The organism is Pseudochrobactrum algeriensis (assembly GCF_018436245.1).
Classification (GTDB): domain Bacteria; phylum Pseudomonadota; class Alphaproteobacteria; order Rhizobiales; family Rhizobiaceae; genus Pseudochrobactrum; species Pseudochrobactrum saccharolyticum.
This window is the reverse complement of the sequence record NZ_CP075361.1, coordinates 2,135,680-2,156,258: the sequence shown is the minus strand read 5'-3', so window position 1 is coordinate 2,156,258 and position 20,579 is coordinate 2,135,680. Positions and strand designations below refer to the sequence as shown.

16 protein-coding genes are annotated in these 20,579 nt (G+C 52.9%); 13 read left to right on the top strand and 3 right to left on the bottom strand.

What is annotated here, in order from left to right; genetic code table 11:
- Nucleotides 1-52 precede the first annotated feature (52 nt).
- From murG to KHQ09_RS12055, 13 genes are all read left to right on the top strand, one after another.
- The gene (murG, locus tag KHQ09_RS12115; RefSeq protein ID WP_420801499.1) at nucleotides 53-1,186 is read left to right on the top strand and encodes an undecaprenyldiphospho-muramoylpentapeptide beta-N-acetylglucosaminyltransferase; all 1,134 of its coding nucleotides are present in this window, start codon (nucleotides 53-55) and stop codon (nucleotides 1,184-1,186) included.
- Nucleotides 1,183-2,589: a UDP-N-acetylmuramate--L-alanine ligase gene (gene murC / locus KHQ09_RS12110; RefSeq protein ID WP_151159847.1), complete on the top strand. Its 1,407-nt coding sequence runs from the start codon at nucleotides 1,183-1,185 to the stop codon at nucleotides 2,587-2,589. The genes murG and murC overlap by 4 nt, the downstream gene beginning before the upstream one ends.
- A gap of 290 nt (nucleotides 2,590-2,879) precedes the next feature.
- Nucleotides 2,880-3,845: a UDP-N-acetylmuramate dehydrogenase gene (gene murB / locus KHQ09_RS12105; protein WP_213598465.1), complete on the top strand. Its 966-nt coding sequence runs from the start codon at nucleotides 2,880-2,882 to the stop codon at nucleotides 3,843-3,845.
- A gap of 547 nt (nucleotides 3,846-4,392) precedes the next feature.
- Nucleotides 4,393-5,319, top strand: a complete 927-nt coding sequence (locus KHQ09_RS12100) for a D-alanine--D-alanine ligase (RefSeq protein ID WP_213598463.1) — start codon at nucleotides 4,393-4,395, stop codon at nucleotides 5,317-5,319.
- Nucleotides 5,307-6,251: a cell division protein FtsQ/DivIB gene (locus KHQ09_RS12095; RefSeq protein WP_420801446.1), complete on the top strand. Its 945-nt coding sequence runs from the start codon at nucleotides 5,307-5,309 to the stop codon at nucleotides 6,249-6,251. Before KHQ09_RS12100 ends, KHQ09_RS12095 begins: the two co-directional genes overlap by 13 nt.
- Complete coding sequence (gene ftsA, locus KHQ09_RS12090) at nucleotides 6,248-7,570, top strand: cell division protein FtsA (RefSeq protein ID WP_213598459.1); 1,323 nt, start codon at nucleotides 6,248-6,250, stop codon at nucleotides 7,568-7,570. The genes KHQ09_RS12095 and ftsA overlap by 4 nt, the downstream gene beginning before the upstream one ends.
- A 237-nt stretch (nucleotides 7,571-7,807) precedes the next feature.
- Complete coding sequence (gene ftsZ / locus KHQ09_RS12085) at nucleotides 7,808-9,571, top strand: cell division protein FtsZ (RefSeq protein ID WP_075656143.1); 1,764 nt, start codon at nucleotides 7,808-7,810, stop codon at nucleotides 9,569-9,571.
- A 157-nt stretch (nucleotides 9,572-9,728) separates the two neighbouring features.
- Nucleotides 9,729-10,589 (top strand): UDP-3-O-acyl-N-acetylglucosamine deacetylase, encoded by an 861-nt coding sequence (lpxC, locus tag KHQ09_RS12080; protein ID WP_213598457.1) that lies wholly within the window; start codon nucleotides 9,729-9,731, stop codon nucleotides 10,587-10,589.
- A 385-nt stretch (nucleotides 10,590-10,974) separates the two neighbouring features.
- Nucleotides 10,975-11,811 carry an outer membrane protein assembly factor BamD gene (locus KHQ09_RS12075; RefSeq protein ID WP_213599973.1) on the top strand — a complete coding sequence of 279 codons (837 nt, stop codon included), beginning with the start codon at nucleotides 10,975-10,977 and terminating at the stop codon, nucleotides 11,809-11,811.
- 119 nt (nucleotides 11,812-11,930) lie between these two features.
- Nucleotides 11,931-13,610 (top strand): DNA repair protein RecN, encoded by a 1,680-nt coding sequence (recN, locus tag KHQ09_RS12070; RefSeq protein WP_213598454.1) that lies wholly within the window; start codon nucleotides 11,931-11,933, stop codon nucleotides 13,608-13,610.
- Nucleotides 13,611-13,680: 70 nt separating this feature from the next.
- The gene (ligA, locus tag KHQ09_RS12065; protein WP_213598452.1) at nucleotides 13,681-15,846 is read left to right on the top strand and encodes an NAD-dependent DNA ligase LigA; all 2,166 of its coding nucleotides are present in this window, start codon (nucleotides 13,681-13,683) and stop codon (nucleotides 15,844-15,846) included.
- Nucleotides 15,847-15,995: 149 nt separating this feature from the next.
- Nucleotides 15,996-16,784 (top strand): AzlC family ABC transporter permease, encoded by a 789-nt coding sequence (locus KHQ09_RS12060; RefSeq protein ID WP_225688488.1) that lies wholly within the window; start codon nucleotides 15,996-15,998, stop codon nucleotides 16,782-16,784.
- On the top strand, nucleotides 16,784-17,083 hold the full coding sequence (locus tag KHQ09_RS12055) for an AzlD family protein (RefSeq protein WP_022711379.1): 300 nt from the start codon (nucleotides 16,784-16,786) through the stop codon (nucleotides 17,081-17,083). The genes KHQ09_RS12060 and KHQ09_RS12055 overlap by 1 nt, the downstream gene beginning before the upstream one ends.
- A gap of 53 nt (nucleotides 17,084-17,136) precedes the next feature.
- On the opposite strand, the gene KHQ09_RS12050 is transcribed toward KHQ09_RS12055, so the two are convergent.
- The 3 genes from KHQ09_RS12050 to KHQ09_RS12040 all read right to left on the bottom strand — a co-directional run bounded on the left by KHQ09_RS12050 (nucleotide 17,137) and on the right by KHQ09_RS12040 (nucleotide 20,572).
- Nucleotides 17,137-18,960 carry an aminopeptidase P family protein gene (locus tag KHQ09_RS12050; protein ID WP_213598450.1) on the bottom strand — a complete coding sequence of 608 codons (1,824 nt, stop codon included), beginning with the start codon at nucleotides 18,958-18,960 and terminating at the stop codon, nucleotides 17,137-17,139.
- Nucleotides 18,961-18,999: 39 nt separating this feature from the next.
- Entirely contained in the window at nucleotides 19,000-19,878 is an 879-nt protein-coding gene (locus tag KHQ09_RS12045) for a 50S ribosomal protein L11 methyltransferase (RefSeq protein WP_213598448.1), read from the bottom strand.
- Nucleotides 19,879-19,984: 106 nt separating this feature from the next.
- Nucleotides 19,985-20,572 (bottom strand): SCO family protein, encoded by a 588-nt coding sequence (locus KHQ09_RS12040; RefSeq protein WP_022711382.1) that lies wholly within the window; start codon nucleotides 20,570-20,572, stop codon nucleotides 19,985-19,987.
- Nucleotides 20,573-20,579: the final 7 nt, after the last annotated feature.

Sequence of the window (20,579 nt, the reverse complement as noted above, 5' to 3'; positions counted from 1 at the left end):
GCAGTTCCGGCGAATGATTGTTCGGGGCTGCCTGTTAAAAAATACAGAACGGATGATGATGACAAAAGGTGTTATCGTTTTGGCGGCGGGCGGTACCGGCGGGCATTTATTCCCTGCTGAAGCGCTCGCGCATGAGCTGACAAATGACGGTTATGATGTACATCTGGTAACGGATAAACGTGCGCAGCGTTTTGTTTCCGGTTTTGATGAAAACCATGTCCATGTCGTGCGTTCCGCAACCATTGCCGGTAAAAATCCGATTGCACTGGCGAAGACATTTTACAGCCTGTGGCAGGGTAATCTCGATTGCCGCAAGCTTTTCCGCCGTCTGAATCCCAAGCTGGTTGTCGGTTTTGGCGGCTATCCGACGCTGCCGCCACTCTATGCGGCATCACGCATGAATATTCCGACCATTATTCATGAGCAGAATGCGGTGATGGGGCGTGCCAATAAAGGCCTGTCCGCCCGCGTGACAGCGATTGCCGGTGGTTTCCTGTCGGCCGAGAGCGGCACTCATGCGGCTAAAACGGTGCAGACAGGTAATCCGGTGCGCCCGAGCGTTATGGCGCAGACTGGTGTTGCCTATAAGCCTTCTACCGAGCCGGATGTGTTCCGTTTTCTGGTGTTTGGCGGCAGTCAGGGCGCGCAGTATTTTTCAACCGTTGTGCCTGCAGCTATTGCGCTGCTTGAAATTGATGAGCGTGAACGACTGTTTGTCACTCAGCAGGCGCGTCCTGAAGATGAAGTGATTTGCCGTAAAGCCTATGAAAAGCTCGGCGTTAAAGCGCAGGTCGCGCCATTCTTTGGCAATCTGCCGGAGATGATGGCGCAGGCGCATTTCGTTCTCTCCCGTTCCGGCGCTTCCACGGTTTCTGAAATTGCAGCAATTGGCCGTCCGAGCCTGTTGGTGCCGTTTCCGTTTGCGCTTGACCACGATCAGGCCGCCAATGCCGAGGCGCTGGCAAAGGCCGGTGGCGGCGAGGTTATCCGTCAGGCAGACCTGAAACCGGAAAAACTGGCAAAAATCCTGATTGCAGCGCTGAATGAGCCGCAACGGCTGGCAGATATGGCAGCGCGGGCAAAAAGTTCCGGTCGTCCTGATGCAACACGGTTGCTTGCTGATCTTGCAGAAGCTATTGCAGCGGGATTGTCTGTTTCTGAATACAAAGAAGGAAAACGCGCATGAAAATGCCTCTGAATATTGGTCTGGTTCATTTTATCGGGATCGGCGGCATTGGCATGAGCGGCATTGCGGAAGTGCTGCATAATCTGGGCTACAAAGTTCAGGGCTCAGATCAGGCTGACAGCGCCAATGTGCAGCGTCTGCGTGACAAGGGCATTGAGGTTTTTGTCGGTCATAAAGCTGAAAATATCGGCAAGGCTGATGTGGTTGTTGTCTCTACTGCTATCCGTCCGAATAATCCGGAGCTGGTTGAAGCGCGGGAAAATCTGCTGCCAATCGTGCGTCGTGCGGAAATGCTGGCCGAGCTGATGCGTTTCCGTCAGGCAATTGCCATCGGCGGTACCCATGGCAAAACCACCACGACCTCGATGGTTGCTACCCTTCTGGAAGCCGGTCATCTGGACCCGACCGTTATCAATGGCGGTATCATCAATGCCTATGGCACCAATGCCCGTATGGGTGAGGGTGAGTGGATGGTGGTTGAGGCCGACGAGAGCGACGGTACTTTCCTCAAATTACCTGCGGATATTGCGGTTATCACCAATATTGATCCTGAGCATCTCGACCATTACGGCTCGTTCGATAATGTACGTGCGGCTTTCCGTCAGTTTGTTGAGAATGTGCCATTCTATGGTTTCGGTGTTATGTGCCTTGATCATCCGGAAGTGCAGGCACTTGTCAGCCGTATCGAAGACCGTCGCGTGATCACCTATGGTGAAAATCCGCAGGCCGATGTGCGTTTCTCCAATCATCGCATGGATGGTGCCGTTTCGGTGTTTGATGTCGTAATCCGTGATCGCAAGGGCGAAGTCGTTGAGATCAAAGATCTGCGTCTGCCGATGCCGGGTCGTCACAATGTGTCCAATGCGACTGCAGCCATTGCTGTGGCGCATGAGCTTGGTCTGACTGCCGATGATATTCGCAAAGGTCTGTCGGGTTTTGGTGGTGTGAAGCGTCGCTTCACCCATACCGGTTCGTGGAACGGCGTTGAAATCTTTGACGATTACGGCCACCATCCGGTGGAAATCAAAGCTGTGCTGAGAGCTGCCCGCGAAGCCGCGCCGAAGCGCGTGATTGCGATTGCCCAGCCGCACCGCTTTACGCGTCTGGCGAGCCTGTTCGACGATTTCTCCACCTGCTTCAATGATGCGGATACAGTGATGATTGCGCCGGTTTATACCGCCGGTGAAGATCCGATTGAGGGTGTGACCTCGGAGGCCTTGGTCAGCAAGATCAAAACTGCCGGTCACCGCGATGCACGTTATCTGGAAGATCCTGCGCATTTGCCTGAAGCGATTAAAGCGCTGGCACAGGAAGGCGATTTTGTCGTGTTCCTCGGTGCCGGTAATATCACGCAATGGGCATACGCATTGCCTAAGCAGTTAGGTGGTACAAGCGCAGCCTGAGTGTCTGATCCAAAAGTCGCCCGACTTGGCTGCAAATGGCAATTTTCTCCGCTTCCGTACTCACGTACAATATGTACGCTCCGTTCGGATGCTCTAAAATCACCATTTTCGCTTGCGTCTGCCGCTTTTTGATTCAGACACTGAAATGTAGCGGACTTAAAAAAATACCGGTACGGATCAGGGATAATGCCTTGATCCTGCCGCCTTTCTCCTGACCTTATCCGAATTATTGCGATGCTTATAATCCGGAAAATTTGAAGTCCGGATCGATTTAAGAGAGATGGTTGAAAATGGCTGTAAAGCTTGATGGTGAAGCGCTGTTAAAGCAGCTCGAAAAACCTTTGTCCGGTATTCGCGGACGTCTGACACCAAATTCCGGCATGGATAAGATCACATGGTTTCGTGCCGGTGGCCCTGCGGAAGTTCTGTTTCAGCCTGCCGATGAAGATGATCTGGCAGAGTTCCTGAAAAATGTGCCGGAAGAAATTCCGGTGATGACTGTCGGTATCGGCTCGAACCTGTTGGTGCGTGAAGGCGGTATTCCGGGTTTTGTGGTGCGTTTGTCTGCCAAAGGCTTTGGTGAGGTCGAGCGGGTTTCGGATACGCAACTGCGTGCCGGTACGGCAACGCCTGACAAACGTGTGGCTGCGGCTGCGCTTGAAGCTGAAATTGCCGGTTTCCATTTCTATCACGGTATTCCGGGCGGTATCGGCGGTGCATTGCGCATGAATGCCGGTGCCAATGGTGTTGAAACCTGTGAGCGTGTTGTCGAAGTGCGCGCGCTTGATCGTAAAGGCAATCTGCACATTCTGAGTAATGCGGATATGGGCTATGCCTATCGCCATTGTTCCGCGCCGAAAGATCTGATTTTCACCAGTGCGCTGTTTGAAGGACCGCGTGGCGAAGCGGCTGCAATCCGCGCCGCCATGGATGAAGTGCAGAACCATCGTGAGACTGTGCAGCCGATCCGCGAGAAGACCGGCGGCTCAACCTTTAAAAATCCTGAAGGTACATCTTCGTGGAAAGAGATCGATAAAGCCGGTTGCCGTGGTTTCACTGTCGGCGGTGCGCATATGTCGAATATGCACTGCAATTTCATGATTAATGGCGATAATGCCACCGGTTATGATCTGGAGCTGCTGGGCGAGACTGTGCGCAATAAAGTGCGTGCGAATTCCGGTATTAATCTCCATTGGGAAATCCGCCGTCTCGGCCAGTTCCTCGAAGGGCGCGAAGTCACCGAATTTCTCGATTAATCTTTTACTCTTTTGCAGTGGTCGTTCTGTTTTTGGGAAGGCCGCTGAAGTTTTGTAAAATCACCGCTGTTTTCTCTGATTTGGGAGGGCAGCGGTGATTTGTTTTTGAGGGGCGTTTTACGCGGTTTTGCGGGTGATTTGCCCCTGTCAAGAGTCCTGTCTTTGCATTTTGCTAAAATAAATTTCCGCACAAACTAATTATCAAAAAACCATAATAAATCAGTAGTTTCACCCGAATCTGATTCGGATCTTGCAGGCGTAATTTTTTGTAAGGGCTTGCCATAGAATCAACTCTCTGATTCTTATAGTGAACAAGCGTTAGTGATTTGGGTCGGCAAGTTAATTTTGCCTTGGGGTTCTGCGGAAATCTTCCGCCGGAGCGCTGTATGATTGTCTGAATTTTGGTTCAGTTTTTTGATTGTACGGCGTGCCAGGGAATATTTTTAATGTGTTTTGCGTGTCTGTTCGACATGCGGCTCAGCTCCGGCGGGCTCAGAGTTTTTGTTTTATGTGTATCAGCGTTGCTGGCAGAGGGGACATGGTTAAAATGACAGGTAAACATGTTGCTGTCTTGATGGGCGGATTTTCATCGGAGCGTCCGGTCAGTCTTTCCTCGGGTGCTGCCTGCGCCAAAGCGCTTGAAGAGCAGGGCTATCGTGTGACGCGTGTTGATGTCGGCCGCGATGTGGCTGCTGTGCTTGCTGAATTGAAGCCTGATGTTGCGTTTAACGCATTGCACGGTCCTTTTGGTGAGGATGGTGCCATTCAGGGTATTCTCGAATATCTGCAAATTCCTTACACGCATTCCGGTGTGCTGGCCTCGGCGCTGGCAATGGATAAAGGTCGCGCCAAGCTTGTTGCCGGTGCTGCCGGTGTGGCTGTCGCGCCGTCGCGCGTGATGAACCGTTTTGATATCGGTAATCAGCATCCGATGCAGCCGCCTTATGTGGTAAAGCCGGTGCGTGAAGGTTCCAGCTTCGGTGTGGTGATCGTGCGCGAAGGGCAGAGCGCTCCGCCGCAGATTCTCGGTTCGGATGAATGGAAATACGGCGACGAGGTTATGGTCGAGCGCTATGTCGCCGGACGTGAATTAACCTGCGCTGTGATGGGTGATCGCGCCCTTGGAGTGTGTGAGATCATTCCGCTGGCACATTCCTTCTACGATTATGACTCAAAATATGCAGATGGTGGCTCGCGGCATGAATGTCCTGCGAAAATTTCACCAAATATTTACCAAAAAATACAAATAATGGCACTTCAGGCACATCAGGCAATCGGATGTCGCGGCGTGAGTCGTTCCGATTTCCGTTTTGATGAGGGCAGCTCCGGTGACGGTGAGCTGATCTGGCTTGAAGTGAATACACAGCCGGGTATGACGCCGACCTCTCTGGTGCCGGATATTGCCAAGGCTGAAGGGTATTCATTCGGTGAGTTGTTGAGCTGGATGGTGGAGGATGCCTCGTGCATGCGATAAAGGCGAGATCTGACAGAAGTAATCGTGATGCGATGATGTCCCGTACATCACTTTCGCACGGTGGTGCTTTTGTTCTTCCGCGTTTTCTGCGCAAGCCTTTCCGTATTGCCTCGCGCCTGTTCGGCGGCGGGGTTAATGTTCCGCGTTATGCGGGCACTTTCGGCATGATCGGTTTTCTGAGTGCGACCGGCATTTACGGTATGGTCATTGGTAACCATACGCATGAGGTTGTGAAGGCAACGGCATCAACTTTCGGTTTTGCAATCGAGAAGGTGAGCGTTGCCGGTAATAATGAAACCTCTGAAATTGATATTCTTGAAAAGCTCGGACTGGACGGAGAGACATCTCTGATCGGTTTCAATGCGGATGAGGCACGTCAGGCGATTGAAACATTGCCTTGGGTGGCCGGTGTTGAAATCCGCAAAGTCTATCCGGGCTCGGTTGTGGTTTCTCTGCAGGAGCGTAAGGCATTTGCAGTCTGGCAGTCCGGCCGTGATTTGCTGCTGGTGGATGAAGAAGGCAAGCCGATCGTTCCGCTGAACGGTTCCCGTTATGCCTCGCTGCCGCTGGTGGTGGGCGAAGGTGCGCAGAAGCGCGGCAAGGCTTTTATTGAAACAGTCGCAGCCTATCCTGATCTGGCCGCCAAAGTGCGTGCCTATGCGCGGGTTTCTGACCGTCGCTGGGATCTGCTGTTTGATAATGGTGTGCGGGTTTTGTTGCCTGAGCAGGATGTAAAGCGTGCTCTGGCAGAGGTTGAAACCCTGCAGCGGACTAAAAATATTCTTGGTCGGGATATTCTCAGCCTCGACATGCGTCTGGATGACCGTGTGACTGTACAGCTCACACCGACCGGTATGGAAAGCCGTGAGAAAATGCTGAAAGACCGTGAAAAAGCTGCGAAGGCTGCCAAGGCAGCGGGTAGGCGCGTATGAGTATCTGGTCTGCAAAAAACACTTCCGGTTCCGCATCTTCAGGTCGCCGCACGCGACTTTTGACTGTGCTTGATGTCGGATCGAGCAAGGTTTCCTGCGTGATTGCGCGTCTGCGCCCACGGGATGAAAGCGCGTTTCTGCCGGGCCGTACGCATCGTATGGATGTGCTGGGTATCGGCTATCAGAAATCCCGCGGCGTTAAATCCGGTGTGGTGATTGATCTGGATGCGGCCGAGCAGTCGATCCGTCTGGCCGTTGATGCGGCTGAACGTATGGCCGGTCTGACCGTTGAATCGCTGATCGTCAATATTTCTTCCGGTCGCCTGAAAAGCGAAACCTTCAATGCGAGCATTGATCTGGGCGGCCATGAAGTAGAGAAAACCGATATCCGCCGTGTGCTTGCTGCCGGTGCCAAACAGGCGCTGCAGGCTGAGCGTCATCTGGTTCACTCGCTGCCGATTGGTTACACGCTCGACAGTGAACGCGGTATCCGCGATCCGATGGGAATGCTGGGCGATTCACTCGGCGTTGATATGCATGTACTGACCGCAGACAGCGCACCTTTGCGCAATCTCGAATTGTGCATCAATCGCTGCCATCTCTCTGTTGAAGCGATTGTCGCTACACCTTATGCCAGCGGTCTGGCGGCTCTGGTGGATGATGAAGCGGAAATGGGCGCGGCCTGTATTGATATGGGCGGCGGCACCACAACGATTTCCGTATTCTCGGAAGGCAAATTTATCCATGCTGACGCCATTGCCATTGGCGGTATGCATGTAACAATGGATGTGGCGCGCGGGTTCTCCACCCGTATGGAAGATGCTGAACGGCTCAAGGTTATGTATGGCTCGGCGCTGCCAAGCGCTGCCGATGACCGTGACCTTATCAGCGTTCCGCCGATCGGCGATGACGATCGGGATGTGCCGAACCAGTATCCGCGTTCAGTTCTCACCCGTATCATTCGTGCCCGTGTTGAAGAAACACTGGAGCTGGTTCGTGATCGGCTGAATGCTTCGGGACTTGGTCATATTGTAGGTAAGCGTGTTGTGCTGACAGGTGGCGCAAGCCAGCTGACCGGTATGCCGGAAGTTGCCCGCCGTATTCTGGCGCGCAATGTCCGTATCGGGCGCCCTTTAGGAATTGCGGGATTGCCGGAAGCTGCAAAAGGTTCGGCATTCTCGGCAACAGTAGGCCTGCTGATTTATCCGCAGGTAGCAGGCATTGAAGAACGGTCTGTTCGTGCTGCCTCCGGTGGTCGTCTTATCGGCTCCGGCGGACGTATCTCACGGGTCGGCCAATGGCTGAAAACAAGTTTTTAGTAAGAAGGTGCTGCAGCTTTCCTGAGGAGTAAAATTGAAGGAAAGCAGTTTTGAAACAAGGGTTTGAGATTTTTTATTTCTGACCCGATTACACTCTGGGCTTTTTGCCAAATCATGGTAAATGACCGGATAATTTCAAAATGAAAACGCGGTTCCTTCCGGGGTATGCGTACAAAAAATAAATCAGAATACGGCACCGCGGCGGCGAAGCGGTGAAAGGCAAAAGGAACGAAACTGATGACAATCAATCTGCAAAAGCCGGATATCACCGAGCTGAAGCCGCGCATCACCGTTTTCGGTGTGGGCGGGGGTGGCGGTAACGCTGTCAACAACATGATTAACGCCGGTTTGCGTGGCGTAAATTTTGTTGTGGCCAATACCGACGCCCAGGCTCTGACTATGTCCAAGTCTGAACGTATTATTCAGCTGGGTGCAGCTGTGACCGAAGGTCTGGGTGCAGGTTCGCAGCCGGAAGTCGGCCGCGCAGCCGCTGAAGAGTGCATTGATGAAATCATCGATCACCTGAACGGCACACATATGTGCTTTGTAACCGCCGGTATGGGCGGTGGTACAGGTACCGGTGCCGCGCCGGTTGTTGCCCGTGCAGCGCGCGAAAAAGGTATTCTGACCGTTGGTGTTGTCACCAAACCTTTCCACTTCGAAGGCCAGCGCCGTATGAAAACGGCTGATATGGGTATCGAAGAACTGCAGAAGAATGTCGATACTCTGATCGTCATTCCGAACCAGAACCTGTTCCGTATTGCCAATGACAAAACCACTTTTGCCGACGCTTTTGCGATGGCCGATCAGGTGCTGTATTCCGGTGTTGCCTGCATCACCGACCTGATGGTTAAAGAAGGTCTTATCAATCTTGACTTTGCTGACGTTCGCTCGGTTATGCGCGAAATGGGCAAGGCCATGATGGGCACCGGTGAAGCCTCCGGCGACGGTCGTGCGATTGCCGCTGCTGAAGCCGCTATTGCGAACCCGCTGCTGGATGAAACCTCCATGCGCGGTGCGCGCGGCCTGCTGATCTCGATCACAGGTGGCCGTGACATGACACTGTTTGAAGTTGACGAAGCTGCTACCCGTATCCGTGAAGAAGTCGATCAGGATGCTATGATCATTCTCGGCGCGACCTTCGATGAAGGTCTCGAAGGTGTGATCCGTGTTTCTGTCGTTGCTACCGGAATCGATAAGCAGATCGGAGACGCGGCGCCTGCGCCGCTGGAATTTCGCCAGCCAGCGAAACCAGTAGCTAAACCAGCTCCGCAGCCAGCCGCTCAGGCTCCTGTTCAGCAGCCTGTTGCTCAGGCTAAACCTGTTGAACACGCCGCTCCGGCTCAGCAGTCTCTGCATCTGGGTGAAGGTGAGCAGCGTTCTTATGCGCCGCCAGCCGCCACCAATGATGCTGCTTTCCAGCCGCAGAGCCGTATTTTTCAGGCACCTGCACCGGATATGATGGAAATGCGTCAGCAGCCAGCCGCTCCGCGCCCGCAGATGCAGGCTCCGGTTCAGCCGCAGATGCAGCAGCCAGCGCATAATCTGGCACCTCAGCCGCAGTTCCAGCCGCAGCAGCACATGGATCCGGCTCTGGCTCCGCAGCAGCCGCGTCAGGCTCCGCGTATGCCAAGCGTATCGGACTTTCCTCCGGCTGTTCAGGCGGAAATGAATGCCCGTCGCGCACCGGCTCCGCAGCCGGCACAGCAGGCACATGAAGAACGCGGCCCGCTTGGTCTGCTGCGTCGTCTGACTGCCAGCCTGTCCCGCCGTGATGACGAACAGCCGACTGCCCGTCTGGAACCGGCTCAGAAACGTGAAATGCCAGCCGCCCCGATGCAGGCTCGTGCCCCTGAACAGCGTCGTCCGCTGTCGCAGGATGCCTCGATCTACGCACCGCGCAACGGTCAGCTTGACAGTCAGGGTCGTGCACAGCCGCGCATGGCTTCTGAAGATGATCAGCTTGAAATCCCGGCGTTCCTGCGCCGTCAGGCCAACTGATCTGATAAAATACCTTTTGCTTAAATTTCACCGCGTTCTCATCAGGGACGCGGTGTTTTTTTGTTTTAAGGCTGGTGTTTTATCGGGAAACAAGATTGAGCCTTGAGGCTGAGCGTCCTATATGGAACTGGCAGATAAGACAGGAAACAGGATTGTTATGAAAACTATGCAGCAAACAATAGCCGGATCATTCCCGCTCTCGGGATTTGGTGTGCATGGCGGCAAACCTGTTACGCTGGATATCAGTCCGGCGCCTGTGAACCACGGTATTGTTTTTATTCGTCACAATAGTGAGGGGCGGCGTGAGAGCATTCCTGCATTGTCTGCTTCGCTTGGTTCGACAACGCTGAATACGTCTATCGGTTCTGCTGATTTCGGTGTCAGCACGATTGAACATTTGATGGCAGCGATTGCAGCGCTTGGCATTGATAATCTGACTATTGCAATTGACGGCCCTGAAGTGCCGATCCTCGGTGGCGGTTCGGCTGAATTTATCAGTGCATTCCGTAAGGCCGGATTAGTGAAGCAGGATGCCCCGCGTCAGTATCTGACTATTTTGAAACCCGTGCGTGTGGAAGACGGACAGAACTGGGCAGAGTTTATACCGCATAACGGTACCCGCTATGAGGTGGAAATTGATTTTCCTGTCGCCTCTATCGGCCGCCAGTCTTTCAGCTTTGATCTTGATGCGGATGTTTTTGAGCGTGAAATTGCCAAAGCACGCACCTTCGGCTTCATGCGCGATGTAGAAAAACTGCGCTCCATGGGATTGGCGCTTGGCTCGTCGCTGGAAAATTCTATTGCTATCGGCGATGAGGGTGAGGTGCTTAATCCTGACAGGCTGCACTATCCGGACGAATTCGTGCGTCACAAATTGCTGGATTCTGTTGGTGATCTGGCATTGGCAGGTCATCCGTTTCGTGGCCTGTTCCGCTCCTATCGCGGCGGTCATAAGCTGAACGCGCTTCTGGTAAAGGCATTGCTGGAAAAACCGGATCACTATCGGCTGGAAAGCTGAGTTTTTGTTATCTGAAGAACACAGCACACAGCTATAAATGATAATCAGGATAAATTACTCAATGATTCTTTGAGAGTCTGTTCTGTCAGCCTTAATTGAGCCGCGAACACATGCAGTGTGATGGCGGTTTGTAAGAGATTTTGCTGTTTTATGACTGTACGGGTTGAAAAAGTCGTGTCTGGCAGGCATTGCAGTCTCGAAGCAGTGCGAATAAACTTGTATTAACATTGCCGATTGTTCTCAGCTATGGTTTATGAACCCTCTGACACAGGAATGATTTGCCCATGATTTGTGTTGCCGAAACACCGGAGACAGCATGACGATTTCTAAATTCCCAGATACTGCAGCCAATATTACTGGTGCTGAGGGTTCTCAAATTCGTAAAATGACCAAGCTGGCTATGGCGACCAGTGCTGTCGTGCTGACAATGGCGCTTGCAGGTTGTGCCTCCGGTGACAAAGATGTTGACCTGTCCAAATATGTCGAGAGCATTGATCCGGCAGACAAGCTTTATAATGAAGGTCTTGCCAATCTCGAAGCCGGACGTCTGGACGAAGCGTCGAAGAAATTCGCCGCTGTTGACCGTCAGCATCCTTACACAGAATATGCGCGCAAATCGCTGGTGATGTCCGCATTCACCAATTACCGCAAAGGTAATTATGAAGAGGCCATTTCGATGGCTAAGCGCTACAACACGCTTTACCCGACTTCGGATGAATCCGCTTATGCCTATTACATTATCGGCCTGAGCTATTTCCGTCAGATTCCGGATGTAACGCGCGATCAGGCGGCAAGCCGCCGTGCGATTGCTGCGATGCAGGAAGTTGTCGATCGCTTCCCGAAATCGGAATATGTTGAAGACGCCAAGACCAAGATCCGCTTTGCCCGCGACCAGCTCGCCGGTAAGGATATGCAGGTCGGCCGTTACTATCTTGAGCGCAAGGAATATCTCGGCGCGATCAAGCGTTTCCGCAATGTGGTTGAGGAATATTCCAACACCCGTCAGGTGGAAGAAGCGCTGGCTCGTCTGACTGAGGCTTATTTTGCTCTGGGTCTGACCTCTGAAGCACAGACTGCTGCTGCGGTTCTGGGTAAGAACTTCCCGGACAGCCCTTGGTATAAAGATTCCTATAAGCTCTTGCAGGGTGGTGGTCTTGAGCCGCGTGAAAACACCGGTTCGTGGCTTTCCAAAGCATCTTCGTTCATCACTGGCGGCGCTTAATGAAAACAGAGCAAGTTGAGATTACAAGATAATTTCAGCTTGCTCTGCCTTATTGTTTCCCCGCATTTATACGATGCCCAATGTGGCCATTTGACTGTAAAATGCTATAAAAGGCAGCCATGCTAGCGCAACTGTCGATCCGCGATATTGTCCTGATTGAGAAACTCGATATCGAGTTTCAAAAAGGTCTGTCTGTCCTCACCGGTGAAACCGGTGCGGGTAAATCTATTTTGCTCGACAGTTTGTCTCTGGCGCTTGGTGCCAGAGGCGATGCTTCCCTTGTGCGCCATGGTGCGGAGCAGGGGCAGGTGACGGCGGTGTTTGATGTCGGCATCAATCATCCCGCCCGTAATTTTCTCAAAGATAATGAAATCAATGATGACGGCGATATTATTCTGCGTCGTGTGCAGAATAGTGACGGCCGTTCGCGTGTTTTCATCAATGATCAGGCGGCAAGCGTTGGCTTGCTGCGTGAACTTGGCCGTCATCTGGTGGAAATCCACGGCCAGCATGATGACCGTGCGCTGATTGACACAGATTTGCATCGCACATTGCTGGATGCTTTTGGCGGACTGGACGGGCAGACTTTGCAGCTGCGTCGTTTGTATAAGCAATGGCGCGACAGTGAGAGTGCTCTGGTCAAGCATCGCGCTAAAGTGGAAGCCGCAGCGCGTGAGGCGGATTATTTGCGCGCCTCGGCTGAAGAGCTTGATAAGCTCAATCCGCAAGAATACGAAGAAGACGAGCTGGCTGAAAAGCGCTCTATCATGATGAAGTCTGAGAAGATCGCGACAGATGTGAGCGAAGCCAATGATCTGCTGTCCGGTCATGAATCGCCGGTGCCGACTTTGGCTGCCTTGGTGCGCCGTCTTGAGCGCAAAATGCCGGAAGCACCGCATCTGCTGGAGCCGGTGATTAAAGCGATTGATGAGGCTCTGGATCGTCTCGGCGATGCGCAGAGCGGGATTGATACGGCAATGCGCGAGATTGATTTTGATCCACGCGTGCTGGAAACCGTAGAAGAGCGTCTGTTTGCGCTGCGTGCAGCTTCGCGTAAATTCTCTGTACCGGTGGCTAATCTGGCTGCATTGCGCGACAAGATGGATGCGGATTTGCAGGATCTGGATGCAGGTGCGGAAAAGCTGGAGCAGCTGGAGAAGCAGGCTCAGGAAAATCGCCTAATTTATGACGCGGCAGCGGCTGCTTTGTCGGCAGAGCGTGTAAAGGTTGCACAATCGCTGACGCAGGCTGTGATGCAGGAATTGCCGGCGCTGAAGCTGGAACGTGCAGAATTTATCGTCAATATCGAAACAGATGCGGAAAACCGCAGTGCTGAAGGTATTGATATTGTTGAATATTGGGTACGAACCAATCCGGGAACACGCGCAGGGCCAATGATGAAAGTGGCCTCGGGTGGTGAGTTGTCCCGCTTCCTGCTGGCGCTCAAAGTTGCGCTTGCTGATCGCGGCTCGGCACCGACATTGGTATTTGACGAAATTGATACCGGTGTGGGCGGTGCAGTGGCTGATGCGATCGGTCAGCGTCTTGCACGTCTTTCTTCCAATGTGCAGGTGCTTTCTGTCACCCATGCGCCGCAGGTTGCCGCCCGTGCGACAACGCATTTCCTGATCGCCAAGGCGCAAGGGGAGAGCGAGCAGATGCGCACTTCTATCCGCACGATGGAAGTCGCAGAGCGGCAAGAAGAAATCGCGCGTATGCTCGCCGGTGCCAGTGTGACTGATGAAGCCCGTGCTGCCGCAGAGCGATTGTTAAGAGAAAACGGCGCGCTGACTGCATAAAAATCATCCGTGAATATTTGATTTTAACTATCGGTGCTATATTCAATTCGTAAACGGAGACGGGTTGAAGATGAGCGAAATCAGCGTTGAAAATTTGAGCGAAGAACAGGCCGCAGCTGAGCTGGCCTTATTGGCTAAATCCATCGCCGAACATGATTTCCGCTATAATACGCAGGATGCACCGACAATCTCTGATGCGGAATATGATGCTTTGCGCCGCCGCAATCAGGCAATTGAGCAACGTTTTCCGCATTTGATCCGCGAAGATTCGCCGTCGCTGAAAGTCGGTGCAGCGGTTTCCGAGAAATTCTCCAAAATCACCCATAATGTGCCGATGTTGTCGCTGGATAATGCTTTCAGCGATGAGGATGTGGGTGAATTTGTCGGACGTATTTATCGCTTCCTCAAACTCTTTCCGGGCAGCCCGCTTGGTATTACCGCAGAGCCGAAGATTGACGGGCTGTCGCTCTCGCTGCGTTATGAGCAGGGGCGGCTGGTGAGTGCTGCGACACGCGGCGATGGCTCTGTAGGCGAGAATGTCACCAATAATGCGCGTACAATTGCCGATATTCCGCAGGTGTTGAAAGGCGATGCGCCGGATGTGCTGGAAGTGCGCGGTGAAGTCTATATGAGCCATGCCGATTTTGCGGCGCTTAATGAAAAACAGGAAAAAGACGGTAAACCGGTTTTTGCCAATCCGCGCAATGCAGCAGCAGGGTCGCTGCGCCAGCTGGACAGTAAAATCACCGCCAGCCGTGTGTTGCGTTTTTTCGCCTATGCATGGGGTGAGGTGAGTGAAATGCCTGCCACTACGCAAATGGGCATGGTGGAAAAGTTCAAATCCTATGGTTTCACAATCAATCCGCTGATGCGCCGTTTTGAGAGTGTGCCGGAACTGGTTGCTCACTATCACGCGATTGAAGAACAGCGTGCCACGCTCGGTTATGATATTGACGGCGTGGTCTATAAGATCGACGATCTGGCTTTGCAGCAGCGCCTTGGTTTTATCTCGCGCAGCCCGCGCTGGGCGATTGCGCATAAATTTCCGGCAGAGCGTGCTTTCACCATTCTCAAAGGAATTGATATTCAGGTCGGGCGTACCGGTGCGCTGACGCCGGTGGCACGCCTTGAGCCGATTACAGTCGGGGGCGTGGTGGTGACCAATGCCACGCTGCATAATGAAGATTATATTCGCGGATTTGACCAAAAGGGCAATGCGTTGCGTGAAGGGCGTGATATCCGCGTCGGCGATACCGTCATAATTCAGCGTGCCGGTGATGTGATTCCGCAGATCGTGGATATTGTCGCCGATAAACGCCCTGCGGAGAGCGTTGCCTATGAATTCCCGCGTCTGTGCCCTGTCTGTGGCAGCCATACGGTGCGCGAAGAAGGTGAGGCGGTGCGCCGTTGCACCGGTGGTCTGATCTGCGAGGCGCAGGCAGTTGAACGCATTCGCCATTTCGTTTCGCGTAATGCTTTTGACATTGAGGGCTTGGGCGAAAAGCAGGTTGAGTTCTTCTTCAATGCCGAAGATGAGAGTTTAAAAATTCGCACACCTGCAGATATTTTCACGCTGGAAAAACGACAGGCTGTATCGCTAAAGAAGCTGGAAAATATTGAGGGCTTTGGCACGACATCGGTGAAGAAACTCTATGCCGCGATTAATGAGCGGCGGGAGATTGCGCTGAGCCGTTTTCTGTTCGGGCTTGGGATTCGCCATGTCGGTGAGGTCAATGCCAAGAAACTCGCTCGTGCCTTTGGTTCTTATGCCAAGCTGGCAGAAGTGGCGCTAGCCGCTCTGGTGCCGCAGGATAAGAGCGACAAGGGCAATGATGCATGGCGTGACCTGACGGATGTGGAAGGCATCGGCACAATTGTTGCTGAAGCGATTGTCGACTTCTATCAGGAGCCGCATAACACGGAAGTGCTGAATGCATTGCTGGCAGAGGTAACACCACTGGATGAAGTTCACGAAATCGTGAGCGGCTCACCAGTTGCCGGTAAAACGATTGTCTTCACCGGATCGCTTGTGCGTATGTCGCGCGATGAAGCCAAGACTATGGCGGAGCGCTATGGCGCAAAAGCAGCGGGTTCGGTTTCAAAAAAGACAGATCTGGTGGTTGCAGGGCCGGGGGCAGGCTCAAAACTCACCAAAGCTGCGGAGCTGGGCATTGAGGTGATCGACGAAGATGCGTGGTTTACGCTTGTTGGTGGGATTAAATATTACCCTTTATGACAGGGCAGGTGTGTCTGCCCTGCACTTGATTGGTTTTATGCATCAGCCTATTCATAACCAGTGTGGGAACGGAGAGTAGTTTTCTGCTTTAGTCCATTCCTCAAATGTAAACGCGGGCTTTAAGGCGCGTTTGAAAAATACTGGTAATGATGATGGATGGATGTAATCCAAAAATCCTGTCTGGTACCCAGACAGGTAAACTTGCACAATTCTGGGATGGTGCAAGACGCGGCGGGCCGGTTATGGCGGCGGTCGCGCCTTTTGGCATTTTGTTTGGTGTTGTTGCCGTTGATAACGGCCTGAATGTCAGTGAATCGGTTTGGATGAGCGCGGCACTGTTTGCCGGTGCCAGCCAGCTGGTGGGCATGGAGCTGTTTGGCAAACATGTTGCACCATGGATGATCCTGCTGTCGATTTTCGCGGTGAATTTCCGCCATGTGCTCTATTCTGCAGGCACAGGACGACTGATTAAGCATTTCACGCCTTTGCAGCAGATTGTGGCCTTCTTTTTCCTGACCGATGTTCAATATGCGGAAAGTGAAAAGCAGGCGGAGCAGAAAAAGCCGATTACCTTTGTCTGGTATATGGGGCTGGCCATTCCGCTTTATCTGTCATGGGTGATTGAAGCCTATATTGGTGCGACTTTCGGCGGGATGATCGGCGATCCGAAAGCCATCGGTCTTGATATGCTGTTGCCGATCTATTTCCTCGGGCTGGTGATGGGCTTTCGCTCCCGTACAAACTGGTTCCCGATTGTTGCGGCGAGTTCTGTGACTTCCGTTGCTGCTTATTTCTGGATCGGCTCGCCGTGGCATGTCACCGTTGGTGCAATCGGCGGTATTGTCATGGCTGTTGTGATTGCCAAGCCACTGTCTGGCCGTGAAACCGTGATTACGCTGGATGATGAACCGGTGAAAACTGTGAAGGACGTGCAGTAATGTCTTCAACTGTTTGGATTATTTTCGGCGCGGCTGTGCTGACCTATATTACCCGTATTGGCGGGCATCTCATTCTTTCACAGTTTGAGCGTGTGCATTACCGTGTTGAGGCCGGTCTTAATGCCGTGCCTGCGGCGGTGCTGACAACGCTTGTTGCTCCGGCGGCTTTCAATGCAGGATGGAAAGAGTTTCTGACTATGGTGCTCTGCACGCTGGCGGCATTCCGTATCGGTATTATTCCGCTGTGTATTTTCGGCGGTGTGCTGATTGTGCTGCTGCGCCAATATATGCCTTTTTAAAATACAAAAAAACCGGCGAAATCGCCGGTTTTTTTATGTCTGTATGGCAGGCTTTACAGGGCTTCGGTCGCAGCAATCAGCCAGCTCTTTTCGTCTTCCGAGCAATGCGGCAGCAGCTTGTCGCGTGTCTGTGCATGATAATCGTTGAGCCATGCCAGTTCATCCGCATTGAGCAGTGAAACATCAATGAGACGACGGTCAATCGGGCAGAAGGTTAGTGTCTCAAACTCATGCATCGCGATATCGCCACCATCAATTGCTTGCGGCTCTTTGACGATGATCAGATTTTCAATACGGATGCCGAATTCGCCCGGACGATAATAGCCCGGCTCATTGGAGAGGATCATACCGGTTTTGAGTTCCTGCGCACCACGCTTGGAAATGCTCTGCGGCCCTTCATGCACAGCGAGATAGGAGCCAACGCCATGGCCGGTGCCATGCGCATAGTCATAGCCATGCTGCCAGAGAGCGGCACGGGCAAAGGCATCAATATCCTGACCGCGTGTGCCGACAGGGAAGCGCAGACGTGACAGTGCGATTACGCCTTTCAGCACCAGTGTGAAAGTCTTCTTCTCAAAAGCAGAGACTTCACCAATCGCCACGGTACGAGTGATATCCGTGGTGCCGTCACGATATTGCGCACCGGAATCAATCAGATATAGTTCGCCATCTTTGAGCTTGCGATTGGTATCGGTATTGACGCGGTAATGGATGATGGCGCCGTCAGACCCTGCGCCGGAGATACTGTCAAAAGACAGGTCTTCCAGAGGCTTCTGGAACATTTCACCGACTGTGCGACGGCTTTCTTCCAGCTGCTGAGCGGCGCTGATTTCATCCACGCTGCCGGCAGGCTGGCTGTCGAGCCATGAGAAAAACTTGACCATGGCCACGCCGTCACGCTCATGGGCAGCACGGGAGCCGTCCAGTTCGGCTTTGTTCTTCATTGCGCGTGGCAGGCGGGCAGGGTCGGTGCCTTCAACCACTGTGCCATTGGCCTGCGTGATAATCATGCGCAGCTTTTCCGCAGCCAGTGCAGGATCAAGCATGAAGCTTGCACCTTCACCTGCCAGTTGAGCCAGCGTGTTTTCCATCAGATTTGGCGCAGTGATTTTGGTCAGCTGCGTCAGATAGGCTTCGGTTTCAATCGGCAGCTTGCGCTTATCAATGAACAGAATGTGCTGGCCGTCAGCCGCAATCAGCGCAAAGCTCAAAGGCAATGGTGTGTTGCTGACATCGCGGCCGCGAATATTGAATGCCCATGCGATGGAGGCGGGGTCTGTCAGAATAGTGGCTGAGGCACCGCTTGCCGCAACTGCTTCACTCAGGTTGTTCAGTTTGGCACGTGGCTCCTGACCGGCATATTGCAGCGGCTGAATAGTCACTGGTTCAAGCGGGGCGGCAGGCTGGTCAGTCCAGACCAGATCAACCAGATTGTCCTGCACCGGCACGAGCTGACCGCCTTGTGCCTCGAGTGCTGCTTTCAGTGCGCGGGTTTCTGCAATTGTGTGCAGCCAAGGATCGAAGCCGATCACCAGACCTTTGCCGTTTTTCTCCAGCCATGAGGCAGGCGGATTGTCGACCAGACTTTCAATGTCGAACACGGCCGGATCTGTTTGAGTGCGCACCTGCAATGTGTAGCGCCCGTCAACAAAGACATAGGCTTTATTCTTCAGGATCAGCGCTGCACCGGCAGAACCGGTGAAGCCTGTCAGCCAGCCAAGGCGCTGAGCACGCAGCGGCACATATTCGCCCTGATGCTCATCGGCACGCGGTACAAGAAAACCGTCCAGTTGCAGACGGTTTAATTCCTCGCGCAATTTGGCTACACGCGGCGCACCGGTTGCCGGATTGCTGCTGACTTCAAAGTTCTGAAACATGAGATTCTGATCCTGAAAAAGGTTAGACCCTCATTATAATCAGAGCTTTGGCTTGAGGTGAAGAGCAACCCAGCTTTCTTTGTAAATAGTTTTGTGATGCTCGATGCCTGCTGCTTCATAAGCTGCAATCACGCTGTCGCGTTGCGTTTCCAGAATGCCGGAGAGGATCAGCGAGCCATTATTTTTCACATGGGCGCGCATCTCGCTTGCCAGTTCAATCAGCGGATTGGCAAGAATATTGGCAATGATCAGATCAAATGGCGCACGCGCCTGCATTTCCGGATTGTCAAAACCGGTGGCGGTGAGGGTGGAAACCCATTTATCCGCGCCGTTCTTCTCCACATTTTCCTGCGCCACATCAACCGCAACAGGATCAATATCGGTGGCCAGAACCGGAATATCGCGCAACTTGGCAACGGCAATGGCCAGAACCGCACTGCCGGTGCCGAGATCAAGCACATTTTTCGGCTCTTCAAGCGCAACAATTTCTTCGATCATCTCAAGGCAGCTGGCGGTAGTGCCGTGATGACCGGTGCCAAAAGCAAGGCCTGCATCAATTTCAATGCCGATATCGCCATCCTGCAGCTTGTCGCGGTCATGGGAGCCGTGAACAAAGAAGCGACCGGCTCGAACAGGCTTCAGACCTTCGAGAGAATGCAGAACCCAGTCAATATCCGGCAGTTCTTCCACGCCGATTTCTTCCGGCTTCAGACCCAGACAAGCGGCCATGCGCGGCAGGGCTTCATCAGCACCGGCTTTATCTTCGGTATAAAGCGAGATTTCATAAATCTGCTTGTCTTCATCAATTTCAGTATTGGCCAGCGGCAGACCGTCTTCTTCAAATACCGGTTCCAGCAGATCGAAAATCTGCTCAGCCTGATCTTTGTCCCGTGTGAGATATAAGCGGTACTGTGCCATGTGGGGTCTCTGAATTGGAGTTATAAAAAAGAATAGAGCAGTTTCCTTACTCAGGAAAACTGCTCTATCACGAAGCTTGGTCAGATGCGAATGCTATCCGCTATAATCAGCCTGCTGCCAGACGTTTCAGCTTGGAAATTGCTGTTTCTGACGGTTCGCCATAGGCGATGGTTGAGCGCAGACGGCCATTCTTGTCGAGAAGCAGGATGGAGGCGGTGTGATCCATCGTGTAATTCTCGCCGTCTTCATCAACTTTCTTGGCGTAGATATTATAGGATTTCAGCATCGCAGCAATGTCCTTCGGATCGCCGGTAATACCGGTGATACGGTCGGAGACATTGGTAATGTATTTCTGAATATATTCCGGTGTGTCACGCTCAGGATCAACAGTGACCATATAGCCGCGAATAGCCGCGCCTTCAGGGCCGAGCTCTTTCAGCCAGCTGTCGAGATCGAAGAGGGTGGTCGGGCAGACAACCGGACAATGGGTATAGCCGAAAAACACGACTGAAGGATTGCCGCGCAGAGACTGATCAGTGATTTCACTGCCATTCATAGAGACAAGCTTGAATGCGCCGCCATAGGGGCTCTCTTCGCCGGAGGCCATTTGTTTGTCGCGATAGGCCTGAAAGCCGACAATGCCGATTGTGAAAGCGGCAACAAACAGCACCAGAACAGGAAGATATTTACGCATAAATCAG

What these genes read in the sequence shown, in the direction of transcription:
- KHQ09_RS12050 (WP_213598450.1), bottom strand. Translation starts at nt 18,960, where the DNA reads ATGTTTCAGAACTTTGAAGTCAGCAGCAATCCGGCAACCGGTGCGCCG.
- KHQ09_RS12100 (WP_213598463.1), top strand. Translation starts at nt 4,393, where the DNA reads ATGACAGGTAAACATGTTGCTGTCTTGATGGGCGGATTTTCATCGGAG.
- ftsA (WP_213598459.1), top strand. Translation starts at nt 6,248, where the DNA reads ATGAGTATCTGGTCTGCAAAAAACACTTCCGGTTCCGCATCTTCAGGT.
- recN (WP_213598454.1), top strand. Translation starts at nt 11,931, where the DNA reads ATGCTAGCGCAACTGTCGATCCGCGATATTGTCCTGATTGAGAAACTC.
- lpxC (WP_213598457.1), top strand. Translation starts at nt 9,729, where the DNA reads ATGAAAACTATGCAGCAAACAATAGCCGGATCATTCCCGCTCTCGGGA.
- KHQ09_RS12040 (WP_022711382.1), bottom strand. Translation starts at nt 20,572, where the DNA reads ATGCGTAAATATCTTCCTGTTCTGGTGCTGTTTGTTGCCGCTTTCACA.
- KHQ09_RS12055 (WP_022711379.1), top strand. Translation starts at nt 16,784, where the DNA reads ATGTCTTCAACTGTTTGGATTATTTTCGGCGCGGCTGTGCTGACCTAT.
- murB (WP_213598465.1), top strand. Translation starts at nt 2,880, where the DNA reads ATGGCTGTAAAGCTTGATGGTGAAGCGCTGTTAAAGCAGCTCGAAAAA.
- ftsZ (WP_075656143.1), top strand. Translation starts at nt 7,808, where the DNA reads ATGACAATCAATCTGCAAAAGCCGGATATCACCGAGCTGAAGCCGCGC.
- murC (WP_151159847.1), top strand. Translation starts at nt 1,183, where the DNA reads ATGAAAATGCCTCTGAATATTGGTCTGGTTCATTTTATCGGGATCGGC.
- KHQ09_RS12075 (WP_213599973.1), top strand. Translation starts at nt 10,975, where the DNA reads ATGACCAAGCTGGCTATGGCGACCAGTGCTGTCGTGCTGACAATGGCG.
- ligA (WP_213598452.1), top strand. Translation starts at nt 13,681, where the DNA reads ATGAGCGAAATCAGCGTTGAAAATTTGAGCGAAGAACAGGCCGCAGCT.
- KHQ09_RS12045 (WP_213598448.1), bottom strand. Translation starts at nt 19,878, where the DNA reads ATGGCACAGTACCGCTTATATCTCACACGGGACAAAGATCAGGCTGAG.
- murG (WP_420801499.1), top strand. Translation starts at nt 53, where the DNA reads ATGATGATGACAAAAGGTGTTATCGTTTTGGCGGCGGGCGGTACCGGC.
- KHQ09_RS12060 (WP_225688488.1), top strand. Translation starts at nt 15,996, where the DNA reads ATGATGGATGGATGTAATCCAAAAATCCTGTCTGGTACCCAGACAGGT.